Here is a 23,287-nt window from a genome sequence, read left to right as displayed (position 1 = left end):
ATACCCATGGGAAATTTCAAGTCCGTGAGGTGCAACAAAGAAGGCAGTGCTTTTCCGTCAAAACGGAGAAACACCGCCTTTTATACAGCAGCCACTTTTTAAGAAAAAAAGGTATGTTCCAAAAAGATTTTAAGCCCAATCCCGATGAGAACAATCCCACCGACAATTTCTGCTTTGCCGCAGCAAAGGGAACCAAATTTTTTGCCGATGCCTACGCCCACCAAGGAAAACAAAAAGGTGATCATCCCGATCGAAACGACGGAAGCCAGCATTAAGGGAAGTGTGGACGCTCCCACGGCGGTTGGTAAGATGATGCCGGTTGCCAGCGCGTCAATACTGGTGGCTACCGCGAAGGCCAAAATCGTTTTGAATCCTGGAGGTTCCTTTTGGCAATCCACAATGCCCTCATTGCGCTTCTTTTTCGCTTCCCGAAGCATTTGGATACCGATGTAACTCAGAAGGAGCAGGGCAATCCAATGGTCAATCTTACTGATAAACCCCTCGCCTGCCTTACCGACGGCCCACCCAATCATGGGCATGGCCGCTTGGAATAACCCAAAGCTTGCCGCAAGCTTTGTTGCAAATCCAAACGTCACATTGCGCGTTACAGCGCCATTTGTAATGGAAACGGCAAATGCGTCCATCGAAAGCCCAATGGCAATGCCGATCAAAGAAATAACGTCCATGCGCAACCCCTCAATATGTATAAAATACAGAATTTGACAAGAAGTTAGATTATTCTATATCCTTTTTAGCTGCTTGTCAATCCTCCTAAAAGGGTATGTGAAGGGAAGAGGAAAGATGCCGCTTGGCGTTAAATATTGATTTTCATATCGCCGTCTTTGACCCATCCAATTTTGCGCAGGACAAAATCAAAGAGGAGAGTGAGGGCGGCAGGAGCGATAAAATGTAGCAGAACAATTTCCAGGAGGATTTGCCACTGTGGTACAGTTCCAGACATAGCTGCAAAAGCGCCAAATTGCCCGACAAGGCCGCTGGTTCCCATGCCCGCGCCGGTGGCGGTATTGGTCATCTGGAACACGCAGGTGGAGATCGGGCCGAGGACCGCGCTGGCCAAAGTGGGAGCGATCCAGATTTGCGGCTTTTTCATGATGTTGCTGAATTGCAGCATGGAGGTACCGATTCCCTGGGAGAGCAGGCCGCCCCAACGGTTTTCCCGGAAGCTGGCAACAGCAAAACCGATCATCTGGGCGGAGCATCCGACCGCGGCCGCCCCGGCAGCCAAACAGCTCAGATCCAACATGATACAGAGCGCGGCGGAGCTAATTGGTGCGGTGAGCACCATGCCGACGATGACGGATACCAGGATACCCATGGGAAGCGGGGAGAGTTCCGTCGCTTGGTTGATGATAGCGCCGAGCCCATTCATAAATTCCTGGATATAGGGGCCAACAAACTGCCCGGCCACGCTGCCGGTAATGATGGTGACCATCGGCGTCACGACAATATCCACTTTGGTTTTGCCGCTTACAAGGCGCCCAAATTCAGCCCCAACGACAGCGGCCACATAAGCGCCCACCGGCCCGCCTGCCTGGTATCCGAAGGCGCCGCATACGACACAGGAGAACACCACCAGCGGCTTTGCCTTTAAGCCCCAAGCGATTGCCGCACCAATCGCAGAGCCGACCACCGGGGAAGAGGCGGCCGCCATTTCCGAATAAGGGGCCAAAAAGGTCAGGAAGGGAACTTGGCTCAATTGGGACATAATCAGCCCAATGATAAGGGAAGAGAAAAGGCCGAGCGCCATTGCGCTCATGGCATCTACGAAGTACCGTTGGAAGAGCTTTTTCAAAAGGGAACGGACGTTGTTTCCTGTTACTTTTTCCATATTCTATACCTACTCTATCTATTTTCGCATCAGACAAGCGGCAGCGCCGCCCATGTAGACAAAAAAATAGCGGCTGTGAGGAGGGGAGCGGCACTGGAATCCCAGTACCTATTTCCTAACCCACAAACCGCTATTTCTTCTTCAATATCGGATATTGTTGGCCAATCAAACCACACCGCCTCGCCAGCAGTGTGGCAATGTCCTATTTAAATCAGAGCTTGTTGCAAGCCGTCGATTAGATGACGCCTTCTGCCAGCATCGCGTCTGCAACCTTGACAAAGCCTGCGATGTTCGCGCCCATCACATAGTTCTTTGCGTGGCCATACTTCTCAGCCGCGTCAGCTGCATTCTTGAAGATGTTCTCCATGATGCCTTTGAGCTTTGCGTCGACCTCTTCGAAGCTCCAGGAGAGACGCATGCTGTTCTGGCTCATTTCAAGAGCGGAGGTTGCTACGCCGCCTGCGTTGCTGGCCTTGCCCGGTGCGAACAGAACGCCGTTTGCCTGGAAATACTCGGTTGCCTCGATGGAGGTCGGCATGTTTGCGCCCTCCGCAACAGCGAAGACGCCGTTTGCAACGAGTGCCTTTGCGTCGTCGATCAGCAGCTCATTCTGCGTTGCGCACGGCAGAGCAATGTCGCACTTGACACTCCAAACACCCTTGCCCTCGTGGTACTCAGAGTTCGGACGATAGTTCTTGTACTCGGTCAGGCGTGCACGCTTGACTTCCTTGATCTCCTTGATTGCAGCCAGGTCGATGCCTTCCGGATCATAGATCCAGCCGGTGGAATCGCTCATGGTGACAACCTTGCCGCCCATCTGCTGTGCTTTCTCACATGCATAGATGGCCACGTTGCCAGCGCCGGAAATCGCGATGGTGGAGCCAGCGATGCTCTTGCCGTTTGCCTTCAGCATCGCGTCTGTGAAATACAGCAGGCCGTAGCCGGTAGCTTCCGTACGAGCCAGGGAACCGCCGAAGTTCAGGCCCTTGCCGGTGAGCACGCCCTCATAAGCATTGCGGATTCTCTTATACTGGCCGAACAGGTAGCCGATTTCACGGCCGCCTACGCCAATGTCACCAGCCGGAACGTCGGTGTCCGGGCCAATGTGACGGTACAGCTCCGTCATAAAGCTCTGGCAGAACGCCATGATCTCGCGGTCAGACTTGCCCTTCGGGTCGAAGTCGGAGCCGCCCTTGCCGCCGCCGATCGGCAGGCCGGTCAGGGAGTTCTTGAAGATCTGCTCAAAGCCGAGGAACTTGATGATGCCAAGGTTTACGGACGGATGGAAACGCAAGCCGCCCTTGTAGGGTCCGATTGCGGAATTGAACTGCACGCGATAGCCGCGGTTGACCTGCACCTTGCCGTTGTCGTCTACCCAAGCGACGCGGAATTTGATCTGGCGCTCCGGTTCGGTAATGCGCTCAAGGATACCGGCCTTCTCATACTGCGGGTTCTGCTCGATCACAGGCTCCAAGGAATTGAGCACTTCTGTGACGGCCTGGATGAATTCCGGCTCGCTCTGGTTGAGGCGGACGACTTTTTCCAACTGTTCACTGACATAGGACATAATGATGAAGCCTCCTATACAAAATAGATTCTGTAAGCGTTTGCAACTGCGCGGCGGGCAACGGTCAAGGTATATATTCATACCGCTTTGGAACCGCTTCGGATGACGGAAAACGGCGCCAGCCTGCACACACAATTTTTTTACTTCAACAGTTTAGCATAGGAATACCAATATTTCAAGATTTTATGGCCGAAAAAATCAAATTTTTTTGATTGTTTTGCAGGAACGGAAGATGAATATTGCAAAATCACTGCCGTTTCACCGGAAAACGACCGATTCTATCCGGAAATTTGTGCATAAATATGAATCGGGGACATCACGATGAAAATGATTGACACGACTTTGCAAATAGAATAAAATAAAGACAATAATTGTATGGCCGGGTGCGGCCAAATAAAGATGGGACAAGGAGGTTCTGTAAACAGGAACAGCCTTGTTATTTTTATTTTTAGGGGGATATGGTTTTGAGCAAATACACCAAGGAGGACATCATCCGGATTATCCGGGAAAATGACGTGAAATTTGTCAGGCTGCAATTTACGGACATTTTCGGCACCTTGAAGAATGTGGCCATTACGACCAGCCAGGTGGAAAAAGCACTGGATAACAAGTGTATGTTCGACGGCTCTTCCATCGAGGGCTTTGTGCGTATTGAGGAGTCCGATATGTATCTCTGGCCGGATCTGGACACCTTTGTCATCTTGCCCTGGCACACCCGGCACGGGAAGATTGCCCGGCTGATCTGCGACGTCTACAAGCCGGACGGCACGCCGTTTGAAGGGGACCCGCGCTACATCCTGCGCAAAGCGATCCAAGATGCGGCGGACATGGGATACAGCTTCAACGTGGGGCCGGAGTGCGAATTCTTCCTGTTCAACACCGACGAGTATGGCCATCCCACCACCATCACTCATGACACGGCGGGTTATTTTGATATGGGGCCGTCCGATTTGGGTGAGAGCTGCCGCCGCGATATTTGCCTGACCCTCGAGGACATGGGATTTGAGATTGAGGCTTCCCACCATGAGGTGGCGATCGCACAGCACGAGATCGACTTTAAATACAGCGAAGCGCTCTCTGCGGCAGACAACATCCTCACCTTTAAGATGGTGGTAAAATCGGCAGCCGATTCCCACGGCCTGTGCGCGACGTTTATGCCAAAGCCGGTCTATGGCCAGTGCGGTTCCGGTATGCATACCAACATGTCCCTTTTTAAAGATGGAAAGAACGCGTTCTACGACCCGGATTCGGAATCCGGCCTGAGCGAAATCGCCCATCAGTTCATCGCTGGCATCTGCAAGCATGTCAAGAGCATCAGTGCGATCACCAACCCGCTGGTCAATTCCTATAAGCGCTTGGTCCCCGGCTATGAAGCGCCCTGCTATATCGCCTGGACGACCTGCAACCGCAGCGCCCTGATCCGCGTTCCGGACACCCGCGGGGTGGGGACACGCGTGGAATTGCGTTCCCCGGACCCGGCGTGCAACCCGTACCTCGTCTTTGCCGTGCTGCTGCAAGCGGGCCTGGAGGGGATCCGCGAAGGGATGACCCCGCCCCCGCCGGTCAGTGCGAACATTTACGACATGAAAGAAGAGGACCGTAAGAAGCTGGGCATTGAGAACCTGCCCGCCGATCTGATCGACGCAGTGGAGTGCATGGAGGCCGATCCCTTTATCCGTGAGGTATTGGGCGATCATGTTTATACAAAATATGTGGAGGCCAAACGGCAGGAGTGGAAAGAATATACCACGCGTGTGTCCCAGTGGGAAATCGAGCGGTATTTGAATAAATTTTAATGGTTTGTAGCGGACGGCTTGGAAACGGGACGCAGTGAGCCATATAATGGTTGGAAATTTGAACCATGCCGGAAGGAGCAGTGGACCTGAGCCTGCGGCCCACTGGTTTCTGTAAATGCGGAGCATGTGCTCTGGAAATATTATCTGAGACAGCGATGACGGTGTTTGATGCATTGAATACGTGCTTCCAATTTGCATAAATATGTCTTAGTAAGAGAATGTGTGTCCAACGGTTTCTGATGAAGCTGCGCGGTGTTCCTGAAGAGAAGCGTCGTTCTGGAACGCAGTATCTTGAGTAATTGAAACTTTTCTTGCCAGGAGGACAGTCCCATGAAATTTACAAAAATGCACGGCACCGGAAACGACTATATCTATGTCAACGGCTTTGAGGAGAAGCTGGAAAACCCTTCAGAAGCGGCGGTTAAACTGAGCGACCGCCGGTTTGGAATCGGCTCCGATGGGCTGATCTTGATTTTGCCATCCGACGTGGCAGACTGCCGCATGGAGATGTTCAACGCGGACGGTTCCATAGGGAAGATGTGTGGAAACGGCATCCGCTGTGTGGCGAAATATGTCTACGACCGCGGGCTTGTGAAAAAGGACGTCCTGCGTGTGGAAACCCGCAGTGGTGTGAAAACCTTGCAGCTGCGTGTGGAGGATGGAAAGGTCGCTTCGGTGCGCGTCAATATGGGGCAGCCGGAGCTGGACCCGGAAAAAATCCCGGTCTTGTTTTCAAAGGACCGCATGGTGGACGAAGAGGTGTATACGCCCTCTGGAAACGTGTGGAGGGTCACCTGTGTTTCGATGGGCAACCCGCACGCGGTGATTTTTGTTGACGATGTGGAGGGAGTGAATCTGCCTGCAATTGGCCCGGAGATGGAAAAGCACGCGATGTTCCCGGAGCGTGCCAATATCGAATTTGCACAGGTGACCGGCCCGCATGAAGTGCAGATGCGCGTTTGGGAGCGCGGGTCCGGGGAGACCCTTGCCTGCGGTACGGGCGCGTGTGCCTGTGCGGTGGCCTCTGTGTTGACCGGAAAAACGGACCGCGATGTGACGGTGCATTTGCGTGGCGGAGATTTGCACATTTTCTGGGATCCGGATACGGACGACGTTTATATGGAAGGCCCTGCCGCTTTTGTCTTTGACGGAACTGTCGAAATCTGATATAATATCGTATTGGACATTCTGTACGCTAAAACGAATTTTAGGAGGTTTTCGATTTGCTGAAAGTCAATGAGAATTTTGTCAAGCTTCCTGCCAGCTATCTGTTTGTGGACATCAACAATAAGGTGAACGCCTTTATGAAGGAGCACCCGGAGCAGGAGATCATCCGCCTGGGGATCGGCGACGTGACCCGCCCGCTGCCAAAGGCAGTCGTCGAGGCGATGTGTGCCGCTGCGAAGGAGATGGGCGAAGCGGAGACGTTCCGCGGCTATGGCCCCGAAGCGGGTTATGCGTTCCTCCGTGAGGCAATCGCAAAAAATGATTTTCAGGCCCGCGGGATTGATATTTCTGCGGATGAGATTTTTGTCAGCGACGGCGCGAAGAGCGACACCGGCAGCATCGGCGACATCTTTGGCGTGGACAATGTCGTCGCGGTGTGCGACCCAGTCTACCCGGTCTATGTGGACACCAACGTCATGGCCGGACGTGCGGGCGACTACGTAGAGGGCAAGGGTTGGAGCAAGATTGTGTACATGCCCTGCAAGGAGGAAAACGGCTTCTTGCCGGAGATCCCGCAGCAGCCGGTGGACATGATCTATCTGTGTTTCCCAAACAATCCCTCCGGAGTGGGTATTACAAAGGAAGCTTTGAAAAAATGGGTGGATTATGCGTTGGAGAATCAATCCATCCTTCTCTATGACGCGGCATATGAAGCATTTATCACCGATCCGGACATGCCCCACAGCATTTTTGAGATCGAAGGGGCCAAGAAGTGCGCAATCGAATTCCGCAGTTTTTCCAAGACGGCGGGCTTTACCGGCACACGCTGCGCGTTCAGCGTGATCCCGAAGGAGCTCGAATACGACGGAGTATCCCTCAATAAGCTCTGGGACCGCCGCCAGTCCACCAAGATGAACGGCGTTTCGTATGTCGTCCAGCGCGGCGCAGAGGCGGTTTATTCCGAGGAAGGCAAGAAGGAAGTCCGTGAGAACATCGCCTATTACCTCAACAATGCAAAGATCATCCGCGAGGGCTTGAAAAAGGCGGGCTTCACAGTCTATGGCGGCGAGCATTCCCCCTATGTGTGGCTCAAGACGCCGCAAGGGGTTTCCTCCTGGGAATTCTTTGACATGCTGCTGGAGAAGTGCGGCGTGGTCGGTACGCCGGGCTCCGGATTTGGTGCAAATGGGGAAGGCTTCTTCCGCCTGACCTCTTTCAATACAAAAGAAAATACGGAGAAGGCGCTTGCGAAGATCGTAGCAGCCTTTGCCGGCTAAATTATTGCTTTGTGGTCGAGCGCCCCGCTTAAATGTAAGTCGGGGCTGCTTGACTGTAAATATACAAGATAGGGATTTGGGAATTTATTATTTTAGAAACGGTTGGTGATTGAATGAAAGCACTCCTTATGCTCGAAAATGGCATGACATTTGAGGGCACGGGTTTCGGCTATGAGCACGACGTCCTGTGCGAAGTCGTGTTCAACTCGGCCATGTGCGGCTATACCGAGCTGCTCACAGACCCATCGTATGCTGGCCAAGGCGTTGTGATGACCTTCCCGTTGATCGGAAACTATGGCATCTGCTACGACGATGCGGAGTCCACAAAGCCGTGGCTGGGCGCGTTTATCGTTCGCTCCGTCTCTGGCATTGCCAGCAATTTCCGCTGTGATGTGGATCTGGACACCTATTTAAAGCAGAATAAAGTGCCCGGCATGTGCGGCATTGATACCCGCGCGCTCACCCGTGTTCTGCGTGAAAGCGGTACGATGCGTGGCATGATCTCTTATGGCGAGGCGATCGACCTGGCTGCGATGAAGAAGCAGATCGACGCGTTTGTGCTGAAGTCCTACGTGCCGGAGGTCAGCGACCGGGAGGGAAAGGTCTATGGCGACGGCCCCATCCGTGTGGCCCTGGCCGACTACGGCGTCAAACACAACATCATCCGCTGTTTGGTCAAGCGCGGCTGTACAGTTAAATGCTTCCCTTATGACGCCTCGATGGAGGAGATTCTGGCATTCTCCCCGGATGGCGTTATGCTGAGCAACGGCCCTGGCGACCCGCAGGCGTGTGTCAAATCCATTGAGGAGCTCAAGCGGTTGTATAACCACGGCCTCCCGATTTTCGGCATCTGCCTCGGCCACCAGCTGATGGCGCTGGCGCAGGGCTTCGACACCTATAAATTGAAATATGGCCACAGAGGGATCAACCATCCGGTGAAAGACCTCGAAGCCAACCGTGTATACATCACTTCCCAAAACCACGGCTTTGTCGTCAATGCGGACACCGTCGATCCCGCTGTTGCGGACGTCAGCTTTGTCAGCATGAACGACGGCAGCGTGGAAGGCCTGCGTTATAAAAACGGCCGGGTCTTTACGGTGCAGTTCCATCCGGAAGCTTCTTCCGGCCCGCTGGACACCGGGTTCCTGTTTGACAAATTTATCGATCTGATGGGAGGGAGCCGCATATGAGCAAGAATCCAAATATCAAAAAGGTTGTCATCATCGGCTCCGGCCCGATTATCATCGGCCAGGCGGCGGAATTCGACTATGCGGGCACGCAAGCGTGCCGCGCCATCCGGGAAGAGGGTGTTGAAGTCGTTCTGATCAACTCCAACCCGGCGACGATCATGACGGACAAGCAGATCGCCGATAAAGTGTATATCGAACCGCTGACCGTGGAGACCATCAAAAAGGTCATTATCAAAGAAAAGCCGGACAGCATCCTGCCGACCCTAGGCGGCCAGAACGCGCTGAACTTGGCGGTGGAGCTGGAGGAATCCGGCTTCCTGAAGGAGCACAATGTCACGATGATCGGCACCAGCGCCGATACAATCCGCATGGCGGAGGACCGCGAGCTCTTCAAAGAGGCGATGGAGCGTATCTACCAGCCCTGCGCAGAGAGCGAGATCGCGGAGGATCTGGACCGCGCCTTGCAGGTGGCGGAGCGCATCGGCTACCCGGTGGTGGTTCGCCCGGCGTATACCCTCGGCGGCAGCGGCGGCGGCATCGCATATGACCGCGAGCAGCTGATCTCCATCGCGTCCTTGGGCCTGCACCGCAGCCGTGTGCATCAGGTTCTGATCGAGCGCTGCATCTCCGGCTGGAAAGAGATTGAATACGAAGTGATGCGGGATAAGAACGGCAACTGCATCACCGTTTGTAATATGGAAAACTTCGACCCGGTGGGCGTGCACACCGGCGACTCGATCGTGGTAGCACCCTGCCAGACGCTGGCGGATAAGGAAACCCAGATGCTGCGCAGCGCGGCGCTGGATATTATCACGGAGTTGGGCGTCGAAGGCGGCTGCAACGTGCAGTTTGCCCTGAACCCCAATAGCTTTGAATACTGCGTTATCGAGGTAAACCCGCGTGTGAGCCGTTCCTCGGCGTTGGCTTCCAAAGCGACAGGCTATCCGATCGCAAAGGTGGCTTCCAAGATTGCGCTGGGATACACGCTGGACGAAATCCCCAATGCGATCACCAAGAAAACCTACGCCTGCTTCGAGCCGACGCTGGACTATTGCGTCGTGAAAATCCCGAAGTGGCCGTTCGATAAATTCCAAAATGCTAAGCGCCTGCTGGGCACCCAGATGAAGGCGACCGGCGAGGTCATGGGCATTGCCCCGACGTTCGAGGGCGCGCTGATGAAGTCCGTGCGCTGCTTGGAAGTCAACATGATGAGCCTGATCGATAAGAACCTCAAGGGCTTGAGCGACGATGCGATCGGTGAGCGCCTGCACGTCGTAGACGACCGCCGCCTGTTCGTCTTGGCGGAGGCACTGCGCCGTGGCTTTACGGCGAAGGAGATCCACGACATCACAAAGATCGACCTGTGGTTCCTGGACAAGCTGGTTTCCATCGTCAATGTGGAAAAAGCGCTCGCTTCCGAAGAGCTTGACCGGGCGTTGCTGTTCAGGGCGAAGGACTACGGCTTCTTGGATGAGACGATTTCGGAACTCAGCGGGAAGAGCATCGAAGAGATCCGCAAGCTGGAAGATGAATGGAACATCAAGCCCGTCTATAAGATGGTCGATACCTGCGCGGCGGAATTCGATGCTGCAACGCCTTACTATTATTCCAGCTACGGTTCGGAGAACGAGTCCATCTGCCAGAAGGACCGCAAGAAGGTGCTGGTCATCGGTTCCGGCCCGATCCGCATCGGGCAGGGCATCGAGTTTGACTTCTGCTCCGTCCACAGCGTTTGGGCGCTGCGCGACCTCGGCTATGAGACCATCATCATGAACAACAACCCGGAGACCGTCAGCACGGACTTCGACATTGCGGACAAGCTCTATTTTGAACCGCTGACCCCTGAAGATGTGCTCCATGTCGTGCAGTTGGAGAAGCCCGACGGCGCGGTGGTGCAGTTTGGCGGCCAGACGGCGATTAAACTGGCCGGCGCCATCGAAAAGATGGGAATCCCGATTTTGGGCACCTCGTTTGACAGCATCGACGCAGCGGAGGACCGCGAGCGTTTTGATGCGATCTTGAACGAGTGCGAGATCCCGCGCGCCGCAGGCCGCACGGTATTCACCTGTGCGGAGGCGCTTGCCGCTGCGAATGAGCTGGGATACCCGGTCCTGGTGCGCCCGTCCTATGTGCTCGGCGGCCAGGGGATGCACATCGCCTACAGCGACGAGGATGTGATCGAAGACATCGGCGCCATCAACCAGATTGCACAGGAGCACCCGATTCTGGTCGATAAATATATCATGGGCACGGAAGTGGAAGTCGATGCGGTGTGCGACGGAATCGACTCGGTGATCCCGGGTATCATGCAGCACATCGAACGCGCTGGCGTACACTCCGGCGACAGCATTTCGGTCTATCCCGCGGTGGATGTAAGCAAGGAAATGCAGGACATCATCGTCGAGTACACCCGCCGCCTGGCGAAGGCGCTCAAGGTCAAGGGCCTGCTGAATATTCAGTTTATTGTGAAGGACAACCAGGTCTATGTGATCGAGGCCAATCCGCGTTCGTCCCGTACGGTCCCCTACATCAGCAAGGTGACCGATATCCCAATCGTCCCGTTGGCGGTCGGAACCTTCTTCGGGAAAACCTTGCCGGAGATGGGCTATGAATATGGATTGCAGCCCGAAAAAGAGCTCATTGCCATCAAGATGCCGGTGTTCTCTTTCGAAAAGCTGTATGGAGCGGATGTCAACCTCGGGCCGGAGATGAAATCCACCGGCGAGGTCCTGGGCGTGGCCCGGACCTTTGACGAGGCGATGATCAAAGCATTCTACGGCGCGGGCACCCACATGATTAAAAAGGGCCGTGTCATTATCACGGTTAAGAACAGCGATAAACAGGAAGTCCTGCCGATTGCACGTGGCTTGTATGAGCTGGGCTGGACGATCTATGCCACGGCGGGCACGTCCGATTTCCTGAATGACAATGGCATTCCCACCATCCGTACCAATAAGATCGGCGCCGGGAAGCCGGACATTCTGGATGTGATCCTGTCCGGAAAGATCGACCTGGTCATCAACACGCCTTCGAAGGGCGTAGCGCATAACCGCGACGGCTATCTCATCCGCCGCAATGCAGTAGAGGCCGGCATCCCGTGCTTGACCTCGTTGGACACCGCGAATGCATTCCTGACCTGCGCGCAGCACGTGGAGACGACGCAGCTGTCGGTCATCGATATTACGACGGTATCCAGCTTCTTAAACTTTATCTAAACCGGTCTGCGCCGGGGGCTTTTACCCCCGGCAATGCCTGTTTCCCGACTTTTTAAATTGAATCGAACTAGGAGGATTTTCATCATGAAAAAGTGTGAGCAGATTTATGAGGGAAAAGCCAAAAAGGTCTTTGCAACGGACGATCCGAACCTCTGCATTGTTGATTATAAGGACGACGCAACGGCGTTCAATGGCCAGAAAAAGGGCACGATTGTGGGCAAAGGCGTGGTAAACAACCGTATGTCCAACTTTATGTTCCAGCTGCTGGAGAAGCACGGCGTTAAGACCCACTTTGTTGAGGAACTGAGCGACCGCGAGACATTGGTGAAAAAGGTTTCGATTGTCCCGCTGGAAGTGATTATCCGCAACCTTTCCGCCGGTTCTTTTGCAAAGCGTTACGGCGTGGAGGAGGGCATCGAGTTTGCCCAGCCGACCATCGAGTTTTCCTATAAGAACGACGACCTCGGCGACCCGCTGATCAACGATTATCACGCTTTGGCGCTCGGCCTGGCCACCCAGGAAGAGATCGACACCATCAAGGCGATGGCGTTCAAGGTCAACGAGGTGATGAAGGAATACTTCAAGAAGCTCGATGTTATTTTGGTCGACTTTAAGCTGGAATTCGGAAAGACGGCAGATGGCGAAATTGTCCTTGCCGATGAGATTTCCCCGGACACCTGCCGCTTCTGGGATGTCCATACCCATGAGAAGCTGGATAAGGACCGCTTCCGCAGGGATTTGGGCGGCGTAGAAGAGGCGTATGCCGAGATGATGAAGCGCATCGGGCTTTAAGCGCTTGCCCGGCCGGTTCGTTTGACAATCCATAATTTGATTAGGACGGTGAGCTTTTGAACGGTTCTGTAATGGAGTTTGATTATTCGAAACCGCATGAGGAGTGCGGTGTATTCGGCGTCTATTCGATGGATGGCGCATTGAACCCTGCATATGCCACATACAACGGGCTCTTGGCCCTCCAGCACAGAGGGCAAGAGAGCTGCGGCATTGCCGTAAACGACCAGGGGGTCATTTCCTGTTATAAAGATATGGGATTGGTGACGGAGACCTTCAATGATAAAATTCTGCGGGAATTGAAGGGCCAGATCGCTGTCGGCCATGTGCGGTATTCCACCGCGGGCGCGAGCGTCCGGGAAAACTCCCAGCCGCTTGTCATGCGATACATCAAGGGAACGTTGGCGATTGCACACAATGGAAACCTGAGCAATGCCTATGAGCTCCGGCATGAACTGGAGCATCGCGGCTGCATTTTTCAAACCACGATTGATTCAGAAGTGATTGCCTACCTCATCGCGCGGGAGCGCGTGAAGGCCCCCTCCATAGAGGAGGCGGTCTACCGTGCGATGCCGAAGGTTCAGGGGTCCTATTCCATGATTGTGATGAGCCCCCAAAAATTGATTGCCGTACGCGACCCGAACGGGTTCCGTCCGCTCTGCATTGGCCGCGTGGAGAACAGCTATGTGTTTGCTTCGGAGACCTGTGCGCTTGATGCGTGTGGGGCAGAGTTCGTGCGTGATGTGGAGCCCGGTGAAATTGTCGTGGCGGATAAAGACGGCCTCCGCTCGATGACGCTCCCCAATAAAGCTGCAAAATCCCTTTGCGTGTTTGAATACATTTATTTTGCCCGTACGGACAGCGTGGTGGATGGCATCAGCGTCTACGAGGCACGCAAAGAGGCCGGGCGCCTGTTGGCTCGCCAGCATCCCGTGGATGCCGATATGGTGATCGGTGTGCCTGAGTCCGGGATCGACGCGGCGATTGGATATAGCGAGGAGTCCGGCATCCCCTACCAGAAGGGCATTGTCAAAAACAGCTATATCGGGCGTACCTTCATCAAGCCGGATCAGGCTTCGCGGGAACGCAGCGTGCGCATCAAACTGAACGCCCTGGGCACGGCAGTCAAAGGGAAACGCGTCGTAATGCTGGACGACTCCATTGTGCGTGGTACGACATGCGCGCGGATTGTGTCCATGCTCAAGGACGCCGGTGCGAAGGAAGTCCATCTGCGCATCAGCTCCCCACCGTTCCTTTGGCCTTGCTATTACGGGACGGACATCCCCTCCAAAGACGAGCTGATCGCCTGTAAGCATACGATTGAGGAGATTGGCAAGATGAGCTTTGCAGACTCCATTGAGTTCCTGGCGTTGGAAAATCTGCCGAAGATGTTGGGGATAGAGAGCGATTGTGGGCATTACTGTGATGCCTGTTTCTCTGGGCGTTATCCGGCCGCTGTCCCAAGCCATTCCATGGCTTCGAAAGAAAATAAATATTGTGTGCCGATCAGAAGAGATTGATGGAGGTTGTCAATTTGAAGAATACGTATGAGTCGCCGCTGTCCGCGCGGTATGCGGATGCTGAGATGAAGTTCCTGTTCTCCCCCGATAAAAAGTTCCGCACGTGGCGGAAACTCTGGATTGCTTTGGCGGAAACGGAAAAAGAGCTGGGGCTTCCCATCACCCAGGAACAGATCGACGAACTGAAGGCCCACGCGGAGGACATCAACTATGAGGTGGCAGAAGCACGTGAAAAAGTGGTGCGCCACGATGTGATGTCCCATGTCTATGCATATGGCGAGCAGTGCCCGAAGGCGCGCGCGATCATCCATTTGGGCGCAACCTCCTGCTATGTGGGGGACAATACGGATGTCATCATTATGACCGAGGCGTTGGAATTGGTCCGCCAGAAATTGGTGGGCGTGATCCGTGTGCTTTCGGATTTTGCGATGCAGTATAAGGATCTGCCCACCCTGGCGTTCACCCATTTCCAGCCCGCCCAGCCGACCACCGTGGGCAAACGTGCTACGCTCTGGATCCAGGATCTGCTGATGGATCTGGAGGATGTGGAATACCAGCTGAGCAAGGCGAAGCTGTTGGGCTCCAAAGGGACCACCGGCACGCAGGCCAGCTTCTTGGAGCTGTTTGACGGCGACTATGAAAAGGTAAAGCAGCTGGATCAGAAGATTGCGGAGAAGATGGGCTATCGCGCATGTTTTGCCGTCTCCGGGCAGACGTATTCCCGTAAGCTGGACAGCCAGATCTTGTCCATCCTGAGCGGAATTGCACAGAGCGCGGCAAAATTCTCCAACGATATCCGCCTGTTGCAGCATTTGAAAGAGGTGGAAGAGCCGTTTGAAAAGAACCAGATCGGTTCTTCTGCCATGGCGTATAAGCGCAACCCGATGCGTTCCGAGCGCATCGCTTCCCTGGCGCGCTATGTGATTACGGACAGCTTGAATCCGGCGATCACGGAGGCAACCCAGTGGTTTGAGCGTACGTTGGACGATTCCGCGAACAAGCGCCTCAGCGTCCCGGAGGGATTCCTGGCGGTGGACGGCATCTTGAATTTGTACAACAATGTGGCGGACGGCCTGGTTGTATATCCGAAGGTGATCGAGCAGCATTTGCGCCGGGAATTGCCCTTTATGGCAACGGAGAATATCATGATGGACGCCGTCAAGCGCGGCGCCGACCGCCAGCAGCTGCATGAGCGCATCCGCGTGCATTCCATGGCCGCTTCCAAGGTTGTGAAAGAAGAGGGCGGGGAGAACGACTTGCTTGCGCGCATCGCCGGGGACCCGATCTTTGGCGTTACGCTCGACGAACTGCATACGATTGTCAGCCCGGAGAAATATGTGGGCTGTGCGCCGATGCAGACGGAGGAGTTTATTCAGAATACAGTCCGTCCTATTTTGGACAAATATGCGTTTGTGCCAACGGAAAAGGCAGAGATTAACGTATAAACCACCGATGTGCGGAGTTTGGCCGCCGCCCCCTTGCGGGAATTTCCCGGGAGGCGGCGGACTTGGTTTTGCACGGATGTTTTTAGATTGAAAAGGCAGGTGTATTATTTATGGTAACAGCAATTGTGGGCGCCAATTGGGGCGACGAAGGTAAGGGGAAAATTACCGATGTAAAGGCAGCGGAATCCGATATTGTGGTTCGTTTTCAGGGCGGCAGCAATGCGGGCCATACCATCATCAACAACTATGGGAAATTTGCGCTGCACCAGCTCCCGTCCGGCGTGTTTTATGATCACATCACAAACATCATCGGCAATGGCGTGGCATTGAGTGTGGAGAATTTCATCAAAGAACTCCAGTCTTTGGAGGAACGCGGTGTTCCGAAGCCGAAGATTTTGGTTTCCGACCGGGCCCAGGTGGTCATGCCGTACCATGTGGAACTCGATTCCATGGAGGAAGCGCGTCTTTCGTCGAAGTCCTTTGGTTCCACGAAATCCGGAATCGCGCCGTTCTATTCCGATAAGTTTGCAAAAATCGGTTTTCAGGTCAGTGAGCTCTATGATGATAAAGCCAGTATCATGGAGAAAATCGCGCATGTTCTCGATCTGAAGAACGTATTATATAGGGATTTGTACCATCAGCCCGAGTTAAAGGCAGAGGACCTGTATGAGAAACTGATGGAGTATAAAGAGATGCTGGCGCCCTATGTGGCGGACACCTTCACGCTTCTGCACCGGGCGGTCAAGGATGGGAAGCACATCTTGCTGGAAGGACAGCTTGGCGCATTGAAGGACCCGGACTTCGGCATCTATCCGATGGTGACCTCCAGTTCCACGCTGGCCGGCTATGGGGCTGTGGGCGCGGGCGTGCCACCTTATTCCATCCAGGAAGTCATCACCGTGGTAAAAGCGTATTCCAGCGCTGTGGGCGCAGGCGAATTTGTCAGTGAGATCTTTGGCGAAGAGGCCGACGAGCTGCGCCGCAGAGGAGGAGACGGCGGCGAATACGGCGCGACGACTGGCCGCCCGCGCCGGATGGGATGGCTCGATCTGGTTGCGACCCGCTACGGTTGCCAGGCGCAGGGAGCCACCTGCATTGCGTTTACCGTGCTGGATGCGTTGGGATATTTGGATGAGATCCCCGTGTGCGTGGCCTATGAATTGGACGGCAAGCGGATCGATACCTTCCCGCCGACGGCGCAGCTGAAGCGCTGCAAGCCGATCCTGGAGACGCTGCCCGGTTGGAAATGCGATATCCGCGGCATCAAGAAGTATGAAGACCTCCCGGAGAATACCCGCAGATATATTGAGTTTGCGGAAAAAGCAATCGGTGTGCCGGTCAAGATCGTTTCCAATGGCCCGGCCCGTGAGGACATTATCTATCGGTAATTCCGCAGACGGCGGGGAGTTCCCGCGCATAAGGAGGTAACAGTATGTGTGGAATTGTAGGATACATCGGCGGCGATCCTGCTGCACCGTTCCTTTTGCAGGGGTTGGAAAAGTTGGAGTACCGCGGTTACGACTCCGCTGGGGTTGCTGTTTATGACGGTACATCCCTTCGGGTCGTCAAGGCAAAAGGGCGCCTCCAGGTCCTCAAAGGCTTGATTCATGACGGCAAAGATGTCCCGGGTACCGTGGGAATCGGCCATACCCGTTGGGCGACGCACGGCGCGCCTTCGGATATCAATTCCCATCCTCAGGTGAGCGATTCAGGGAAATTTGCAGTGGTACACAATGGGATCATTGAAAATTATCTCGCATTAAAGCAACATTTAATCCGCCGCGGTGTCTCCTTTGTGTCAGAAACAGACACAGAGGTGGTGGCGCAGCTATTGGAGTATTATTATAAGGGCGACATCATGGATGCGGTCATCAAAGTACTGCAAAAGGTAGAAGGCTCTTATGCGTTGGGAATCATTTGTGCGGATAAACCGGATCAACTCGTGGCGGTGCGCAAAGACAGCCCGCTGATCATCGGCCTTGGGCAGGGGGAAAATTTTATCGCCTCAGACGTCCCAGCAATCCTGAGCAGAACGCGCGACATTTACCGTTTGAATGACAACGAGATTGCGATCATCCAGCGCGAAGGGGTGCGCATCTATGACATGGATAAGGAGCTGATCCCCAAAGAACCAGTCCATGTGGAGTGGGATGTCACCGCCGCTGAAAAGGGCGGCTATGAGCACTTTATGGCAAAGGAGATCATGGAACAGCCCAAAGCGGTGCGCGATACCATTTCGCCGCGCATCAAGGATGGGCGGATTGTTTTGGACAACATCACGCTGACAGCGGACCAGCTCAAGACGTTTCGAAAGATCTTTATTGTGGCCTGTGGTTCCGCCTACCATGTGGGAATGGTGGCGAAATATGTATTGGAGAAGATGACCCGGATTCCCGTGGAAGTGGATGTCGCATCCGAATTCCGTTACAGGGAGCCGATCATCGACGAAAAGGTGCTGGTGCTGGTGATCAGCCAGTCCGGGGAAACCGCCGATACATTGGCTGCCATGCGTGAGGCAAAGCGCCTGGGCGCGCGAACTCTTTCGATCGTCAACGTGGTGGGGAGCTCCATCGCAAACGAGTCCGACGATGTGATCTATACATGGGCTGGCCCGGAAATCGCGGTAGCGACGACAAAGGCGTACAGTACACAGCTGGCTGTCGTATACTTGCTGGCCATTTACATGGCGGATCTGTTGGGGTGCCTTACCGCCGAAGAATATGCAGCCTATCTCACAGAGCTGCAGGCTCTGCCGGATAAAATTGAAAAGATCCTTCAAAATCGGGAAAACATCCAGTATTTGGCTTCCCAGCATTTTAACGCAAAGGATGTATTCTTTATCGGACGCAACCTAGACTATGCAATGTCCCTGGAGGGTTCCTTGAAACTCAAGGAAATCTCCTACATCCATTCGGACGCCTATGCTGCAGGGGAGCTCAAACATGGCACCATCTCCTTGGTGGAGGATGGGACCCTGGTGATTGCGTTGGCCACTCATCAGAATTTGTTTGACAAGATGATGAGCAATGTGAAGGAAGTCAAGGCGCGCGGTGCGGTTGTGCTGGGAATGACGACGGAGAACAACACGCAGATCGAACAGGTAACGGATCATGTGTTCTACATTCCGCAGACTTGTGATGTGATGTTACCGTCGTTGACCGTCATCCCGTTGCAGCTATTTGCCTACTATGTGGCATCCATGAAGGGCTGCGACATCGATAAGCCGCGCAACCTGGCAAAATCTGTGACAGTGGAATAGTTCTCAAAGACAAGGAAGGGAAAAGAAATCATGCTGAAAAACGAAGCGGTTCTCATTTTGGACTTCGGCGGACAGTACAGCCAGCTAATCGCACGCCGGGTGCGCGATTGCAACGTGTACTGTGAAATCAAATCCTATAAAACCCCGGCGGAGCAGATTGCCGGGGCGGGATATAAGGGGATTATCTTTTCCGGAGGGCCCAATTCCGTCTATGCAGAGGATGCTCCGGTTTGCGATAAAAAGGTGTTCGACCTGGGAATTCCTGTTCTGGGGATTTGTTATGGAGCGCAGCTGATGGCATACCTGTTGGGAGGAAAGGTCAGCAGCTCTGAGGTGCGCGAATATGGGAAGACGCCAGTACGGGCACAGGCCAATGCAGCGTTGTTTCAAAAGGTACCGGAAGAGTCCGTCTGCTGGATGAGCCATACAGATTATATTGCAGAACCGCCAGCAGGATTTACCATCACCGCGGTGAGCGATGCCTGCCCGGTTGCGGCAATGGCAAACGAGGCCCGGCGTCTTTATGCGTTCCAGTTCCATCCGGAGGTTGAGCATACTGTATATGGAACGGATATGTTAAAAAATTTCTTGTTCCAGGTGTGCGGCTGTTCCGGTAGTTGGAAGATGGATTCCTTTGCCGAGGAGACCATCCGTCAGATCCGCGAAAAAGTAGGGGATAAGCGCGTCTTGTGCGCGTTGTCCGGAGGTGTGGATTCTTCGGTTGCAGCTGTTTTGGTGCACAAAGCGATTGGAAAAAGTCTGACTTGCATCTTTGTGGACCATGGTATGCTGCGCAAGAACGAAGGAGACGAAGTGGAGCGCGTATTCCGCCAGCAGTTTGATATGAATCTGATCCGCATCAATGCGCAGGACCGCTTTTTAAGCAAATTGGCTGGAGTGACAGAACCGGAACAAAAACGGAAGATCATTGGGGAAGAATTTATCCGTGTGTTTGAGGAAGAGTCCCGTAAGCTGGGAAAGATTGAGTTCCTCTGCCAAGGGACGATTTACCCCGATGTGGTGGAGAGCGGCACCGGAGAAGCAGCGACCATTAAAAGCCATCACAATGTGGGCGGTCTCCCAGAAGATGTAGGATTTGAAGGGATCATTGAGCCTTTGCGCGACCTCTTTAAGGATGAAGTACGCAGGGTGGGCATCGAGCTGGGCATCCCCGCAAATTTGGTTTGGCGGCAGCCGTTCCCTGGCCCGGGCCTTGGAATCCGCATTATGGGCGAAGTGACGCCGGAAAAATTGGAGATTTTAAAGGATGCGGACGCTATCTTCCGCGAGGAAGTCGCAAAAGCGGGCCTTGACCGCGATATTAACCAGTATTTTGCGGTGCTGACCGGTATGAAGAGTGTTGGCGTTATGGGGGACGGCCGTACGTACGACAATACCATTGCTTTGCGCGCTGTCACAACGACCGACTTTATGACCGCCGATTGGGCGCGTATTCCCTATGAAGTATTGGAAACCGTCAGCACACGAATTGTCAATGAGGTCGAAAATGTGAACCGGGTAGTTTATGATATAACGAGTAAACCGCCTGCCACCATTGAATACGAATAAGGTGTAATCGATTCTGCTTTTATAAAGAACCTCATCATACTATCAAGAGAAAGTATACCGTTTTCTTGATAGTGCGGTGAGGTTCTTTCTTTGAAAAGGTAAAGGGAATTTTTCAAGGCGTGTTTGTATGACTGTACCGAAAGTCGCAAAATCTGACGAATGTCCAGAAAAAATGTCCAATCCGGTTGACGCGCTCCTTTTAAATATGATACGATGAAATTACTATAAGAAGGAGGGCTTGTGATGAGACAAGATATGCTTTTGGTTGTGGATATGGGCAGCACCCGTAACACCGATGTGGCGAGGGCGATCCGTGCATTAGGCGTGTATAGTGAAATCTGCAACTACGATGTTACAGCGGAAGAGATTGCGAAAATGCCAAACGTAAAGGGCATTGTAGCAAACGGCGGGCCAAACGATGTGGTAGACGGCCAGAAGATCGGCCTATCGGATGAAATTAAGAACTGCGGATTGCCGGTTTTCACGTTTGATTACGAAGATAATGGAACGGTCCATCCGATGCCGGAAGAGGACGAGGCGATTCAAGAGGATCTGCGCAGCTTTATATTTGATACCTGTAAGGCGCAGGCCAATTGGAATATGGAAAACTTTATTGCAGACCAAATTGAATTGATCCGCAAACAGGTAGGTGACAAGAAGGTTCTTTTGGCTTTGTCCGGCGGCGTGGATTCCTCTGTGGTTGCGGCGCTTTTGCTCAAAGCAATTGGAAGCCAGTTGACCTGCGTACATGTGAACCATGGACTATTGCGTAAGGGGGAACCAGAACAGGTCGTTCGCGTCTTTAAGGACGAGCTTTCCGCAAATTTGATCTATGTGGATGCGACAGAGCGTTTCCTCAGCAAATTGGAGGGAGTCGCTGATCCGGAGCAGAAAAGAAAGATCATTGGGGCGGAATTTATCCGTGTGTTTGAGGAAGAAGCCCGGAAGCTCGACGGTATCGAATTCCTTGCACAGGGAACGATTTACCCGGACATTGTGGAGAGTGGAACAAAAACGGCGAAGATGGTCAAGAGCCACCACAATGTTGGGGGATTGCCAGAAGACTTGCAGTTTGAACTGGTAGAGCCGTTGAAAATGCTGTTTAAGGACGAGGTGCGCTCCTGCGGTGTAGCATTGGGATTGCCAGCCAGTATGGTATATCGCCAGCCGTTCCCCGGTCCCGGCTTGGGAGTGCGTTGCTTGGGCGCAATCACACGCGACCGCTTGGAAGCCGTACGGGAATCCGATGCAATTTTGCGTGAAGAGTTTGCCAAGGCAGGGCTAGAAGGAAAAGTATGGCAGTATTTTACAATCGTACCAGATTTTAAATCTGTTGGTGTGCGGGACAATGCGCGTTGCTTCGATTGGCCGGTCATCATCCGTGCGGTGAACACCATCGATGCCATGACCGCTCAGGTGCCTCAGTTGGATTGGGCCGTCTTGCAGACGATTACTGCTCGTATTCTACAAGAAGTAAAAGGCGTAAATCGTGTGTGCTTTGACTTATCGCCGAAACCGACCGCCACAATCGAGTGGGAATGACGCTCAAAACGGCGCAAACCCGCATGAATACAGGCTTTTTTGCCCGTCCATAAGGCTCTTGATACTGGATTGATACTATCTGTGTCCGCCCGGTACTCTCAAGAGAATAATCCAAAAAGGACAAGCAAAACCGCCCTGCTGAACGACAAATTCAGCAGGGCGGTTTTTTGCTTGTCTTATTCATTTTTGCGCCACGGGATACTCGGTTCACATTTCCCGCAATCGTCGCAAGTCCTCGGCCAATTCAATTTCCATTCAAAGTATTCGTCCCTGGTGATTTCCCCGGCGTGTAACTCCTGCTGGCGCAAAAGCCATTCCCGCATAAACTCGTCCACAAGGCCGTACTGGAAGTACATACCCACGGGAGGGTGTGCGGGCCAGTCGTCGCCGTCATTGTACCGTACAGCGGTATCATCAGCGGCCCCCGCCCTGCCTGGATTGCGGACAAGTTGGAACAGGCGAATAGCGCCGGGGCTGTCCTCGTCGAGCCAGAAGAATGTCCGCATGAAATCCTCGGCGGAGCCGGGGGCGATGGTGTAGAAATTCTGGCGGTCTACCCGCAGCGCCTCGGCAATCTTGTCCAGCAACTCCCGCTTGGGGACACGGTAATTCGTTTCGTACTGTGCGATACGGTTGTCCGCCCCCTTTTCCTCAAAGCCGACAGTAAGCCCCAATTCCTTTTGTGTCATACCTCGAAAGGTGCGGATTTTCTTTATCTTATCTCCGACTGTCATAATATCCCACCGCCTTTGCCAATAGTATAGCGCAAAAAAGCGAAATATGCAAGATAAAGTTTAACAAAAATGCGAAATAAATTCTTGACATTAACACTTGTGTTAATGTATAATGAGGATGGTAACATTAACATATTTGCGAAACAAAAATAAGGAGGTGAAACGCATGAGCAAGGAACTGTTTGTAAAGGCGGAAGAAGTAGCCAGGGAACTGGGTATCTCCAAGCCCTACGCCTACAAACTGGTGCGGGAGATGAACGAGGAACTGAAACAGAAAGGCTTTATCACCATTCCCGGACGGGTGAGCAGGCGCTACTTCGAGGAAAAATTCTACGGACTGCGGGATGAGCAGTAAGGAGGGAACTACA

At 53.6% G+C, this 23,287-nt stretch carries 17 protein-coding genes; 13 read left to right on the top strand and 4 right to left on the bottom strand.

The genetic code is table 11. From position 1 onward, the window contains the following. Positions 1 to 98: 98 nt before the first annotated feature. The 3 genes from B5F54_RS07245 to gdhA all read right to left on the bottom strand — a co-directional run bounded on the left by B5F54_RS07245 (position 99) and on the right by gdhA (position 3,416). A complete protein-coding gene (locus B5F54_RS07245; RefSeq protein ID WP_087232474.1) occupies positions 99 to 686 on the bottom strand; it encodes a manganese efflux pump MntP in 588 nt (195 codons plus the stop codon). A 128-nt stretch (positions 687 to 814) separates the two neighbouring features. After that, on the bottom strand, positions 815 to 1,849 hold the full coding sequence (locus B5F54_RS07240; RefSeq protein WP_087232471.1) for a PTS transporter subunit IIC: 1,035 nt from the start codon (positions 1,847 to 1,849) through the stop codon (positions 815 to 817). A 235-nt stretch (positions 1,850 to 2,084) separates the two neighbouring features. After that, positions 2,085 to 3,416, bottom strand: a complete 1,332-nt coding sequence (gene gdhA, locus B5F54_RS07235) for an NADP-specific glutamate dehydrogenase (protein ID WP_087232468.1) — start codon at positions 3,414 to 3,416, stop codon at positions 2,085 to 2,087. Between the two features lie 464 nt (positions 3,417 to 3,880). Here gdhA and B5F54_RS07230 point away from each other — a divergent pair, with 464 nt between their 5' ends. The 12 genes from B5F54_RS07230 to guaA (B5F54_RS07175) all read left to right on the top strand — a co-directional run bounded on the left by B5F54_RS07230 (position 3,881) and on the right by guaA (B5F54_RS07175) (position 22,185). Continuing rightward, positions 3,881 to 5,212 (top strand): glutamine synthetase family protein, encoded by a 1,332-nt coding sequence (locus B5F54_RS07230; RefSeq protein ID WP_087232465.1) that lies wholly within the window; start codon positions 3,881 to 3,883, stop codon positions 5,210 to 5,212. A 330-nt stretch (positions 5,213 to 5,542) separates the two neighbouring features. Then, positions 5,543 to 6,379, top strand: coding sequence for a diaminopimelate epimerase (gene dapF, locus B5F54_RS07225; RefSeq protein ID WP_087232462.1), 837 nt, complete (start codon positions 5,543 to 5,545; stop codon positions 6,377 to 6,379). Positions 6,380 to 6,435: 56 nt separating this feature from the next. Next, positions 6,436 to 7,656 (top strand): LL-diaminopimelate aminotransferase, encoded by a 1,221-nt coding sequence (locus B5F54_RS07220; protein WP_087232459.1) that lies wholly within the window; start codon positions 6,436 to 6,438, stop codon positions 7,654 to 7,656. A 113-nt stretch (positions 7,657 to 7,769) separates the two neighbouring features. After that, positions 7,770 to 8,846 (top strand): carbamoyl phosphate synthase small subunit, encoded by a 1,077-nt coding sequence (locus B5F54_RS07215; RefSeq protein WP_087232456.1) that lies wholly within the window; start codon positions 7,770 to 7,772, stop codon positions 8,844 to 8,846. Beyond that, positions 8,843 to 12,061 (top strand): carbamoyl-phosphate synthase large subunit, encoded by a 3,219-nt coding sequence (gene carB, locus B5F54_RS07210; protein ID WP_087232453.1) that lies wholly within the window; start codon positions 8,843 to 8,845, stop codon positions 12,059 to 12,061. Before B5F54_RS07215 ends, carB begins: the two co-directional genes overlap by 4 nt. 84 nt (positions 12,062 to 12,145) lie before the next feature. Further along, positions 12,146 to 12,853, top strand: coding sequence for a phosphoribosylaminoimidazolesuccinocarboxamide synthase (purC, locus tag B5F54_RS07205; protein ID WP_087232450.1), 708 nt, complete (start codon positions 12,146 to 12,148; stop codon positions 12,851 to 12,853). Positions 12,854 to 12,924: 71 nt separating this feature from the next. Further along, positions 12,925 to 14,370 (top strand): amidophosphoribosyltransferase, encoded by a 1,446-nt coding sequence (gene purF, locus B5F54_RS07200; RefSeq protein WP_087232640.1) that lies wholly within the window; start codon positions 12,925 to 12,927, stop codon positions 14,368 to 14,370. Positions 14,371 to 14,384: 14 nt separating this feature from the next. Continuing rightward, positions 14,385 to 15,815 carry an adenylosuccinate lyase gene (gene purB, locus B5F54_RS07195; RefSeq protein ID WP_087232637.1) on the top strand — a complete coding sequence of 477 codons (1,431 nt, stop codon included), beginning with the start codon at positions 14,385 to 14,387 and terminating at the stop codon, positions 15,813 to 15,815. A 110-nt stretch (positions 15,816 to 15,925) separates the two neighbouring features. Continuing rightward, complete coding sequence (locus B5F54_RS07190; RefSeq protein ID WP_087232447.1) at positions 15,926 to 17,203, top strand: adenylosuccinate synthase; 1,278 nt, start codon at positions 15,926 to 15,928, stop codon at positions 17,201 to 17,203. 44 nt (positions 17,204 to 17,247) lie between these two features. Then, positions 17,248 to 19,074, top strand: a complete 1,827-nt coding sequence (gene glmS / locus B5F54_RS07185; protein ID WP_087232443.1) for a glutamine--fructose-6-phosphate transaminase (isomerizing) — start codon at positions 17,248 to 17,250, stop codon at positions 19,072 to 19,074. A 33-nt stretch (positions 19,075 to 19,107) separates the two neighbouring features. Then, positions 19,108 to 20,643: a glutamine-hydrolyzing GMP synthase gene (gene guaA, locus B5F54_RS07180; RefSeq protein WP_087232634.1), complete on the top strand. Its 1,536-nt coding sequence runs from the start codon at positions 19,108 to 19,110 to the stop codon at positions 20,641 to 20,643. 243 nt (positions 20,644 to 20,886) lie between these two features. Next, positions 20,887 to 22,185 (top strand): glutamine-hydrolyzing GMP synthase, encoded by a 1,299-nt coding sequence (guaA, locus tag B5F54_RS07175; RefSeq protein ID WP_087232440.1) that lies wholly within the window; start codon positions 20,887 to 20,889, stop codon positions 22,183 to 22,185. Between the two features lie 176 nt (positions 22,186 to 22,361). Here guaA (B5F54_RS07175) and B5F54_RS07170 read toward each other — a convergent pair whose 3' ends face one another. Further along, positions 22,362 to 22,919: a helix-turn-helix domain-containing protein gene (locus B5F54_RS07170; RefSeq protein WP_087232437.1), complete on the bottom strand. Its 558-nt coding sequence runs from the start codon at positions 22,917 to 22,919 to the stop codon at positions 22,362 to 22,364. Positions 22,920 to 23,085: 166 nt separating this feature from the next. On the opposite strand from B5F54_RS07170, the gene B5F54_RS07165 reads away from it, so the two are divergent. Continuing rightward, positions 23,086 to 23,274, top strand: coding sequence for a MarR family transcriptional regulator (locus tag B5F54_RS07165; protein ID WP_087225147.1), 189 nt, complete (start codon positions 23,086 to 23,088; stop codon positions 23,272 to 23,274). Positions 23,275 to 23,287: the final 13 nt, after the last annotated feature.

This window comes from Anaeromassilibacillus sp. An250 (assembly GCF_002159845.1).
GTDB lineage: Bacteria > Bacillota > Clostridia > Oscillospirales > Acutalibacteraceae > Anaeromassilibacillus > Anaeromassilibacillus stercoravium.
Note: the sequence above shows the minus strand (reverse complement) of the source record. Positions and strands in the feature narration are given on the sequence as shown.

Excerpts from the sequence above, each read along its gene's own strand:
- B5F54_RS07245 (WP_087232474.1), bottom strand. The coding sequence starts at position 686 with ATGGACGTTATTTCTTTGATCGGCATTGCCATTGGGCTTTCGATGGAC.
- B5F54_RS07240 (WP_087232471.1), bottom strand. The coding sequence starts at position 1,849 with ATGGAAAAAGTAACAGGAAACAACGTCCGTTCCCTTTTGAAAAAGCTC.
- gdhA (WP_087232468.1), bottom strand. The coding sequence starts at position 3,416 with ATGTCCTATGTCAGTGAACAGTTGGAAAAAGTCGTCCGCCTCAACCAG.
- dapF (WP_087232462.1), top strand. The coding sequence starts at position 5,543 with ATGAAATTTACAAAAATGCACGGCACCGGAAACGACTATATCTATGTC.
- B5F54_RS07215 (WP_087232456.1), top strand. The coding sequence starts at position 7,770 with ATGAAAGCACTCCTTATGCTCGAAAATGGCATGACATTTGAGGGCACG.
- carB (WP_087232453.1), top strand. The coding sequence starts at position 8,843 with ATGAGCAAGAATCCAAATATCAAAAAGGTTGTCATCATCGGCTCCGGC.
- purC (WP_087232450.1), top strand. The coding sequence starts at position 12,146 with ATGAAAAAGTGTGAGCAGATTTATGAGGGAAAAGCCAAAAAGGTCTTT.
- purF (WP_087232640.1), top strand. The coding sequence starts at position 12,925 with ATGGAGTTTGATTATTCGAAACCGCATGAGGAGTGCGGTGTATTCGGC.
- B5F54_RS07190 (WP_087232447.1), top strand. The coding sequence starts at position 15,926 with ATGGTAACAGCAATTGTGGGCGCCAATTGGGGCGACGAAGGTAAGGGG.
- glmS (WP_087232443.1), top strand. The coding sequence starts at position 17,248 with ATGTGTGGAATTGTAGGATACATCGGCGGCGATCCTGCTGCACCGTTC.
- guaA (WP_087232440.1), top strand. The coding sequence starts at position 20,887 with ATGAGACAAGATATGCTTTTGGTTGTGGATATGGGCAGCACCCGTAAC.
- B5F54_RS07170 (WP_087232437.1), bottom strand. The coding sequence starts at position 22,919 with ATGACAGTCGGAGATAAGATAAAGAAAATCCGCACCTTTCGAGGTATG.
- B5F54_RS07165 (WP_087225147.1), top strand. The coding sequence starts at position 23,086 with ATGAGCAAGGAACTGTTTGTAAAGGCGGAAGAAGTAGCCAGGGAACTG.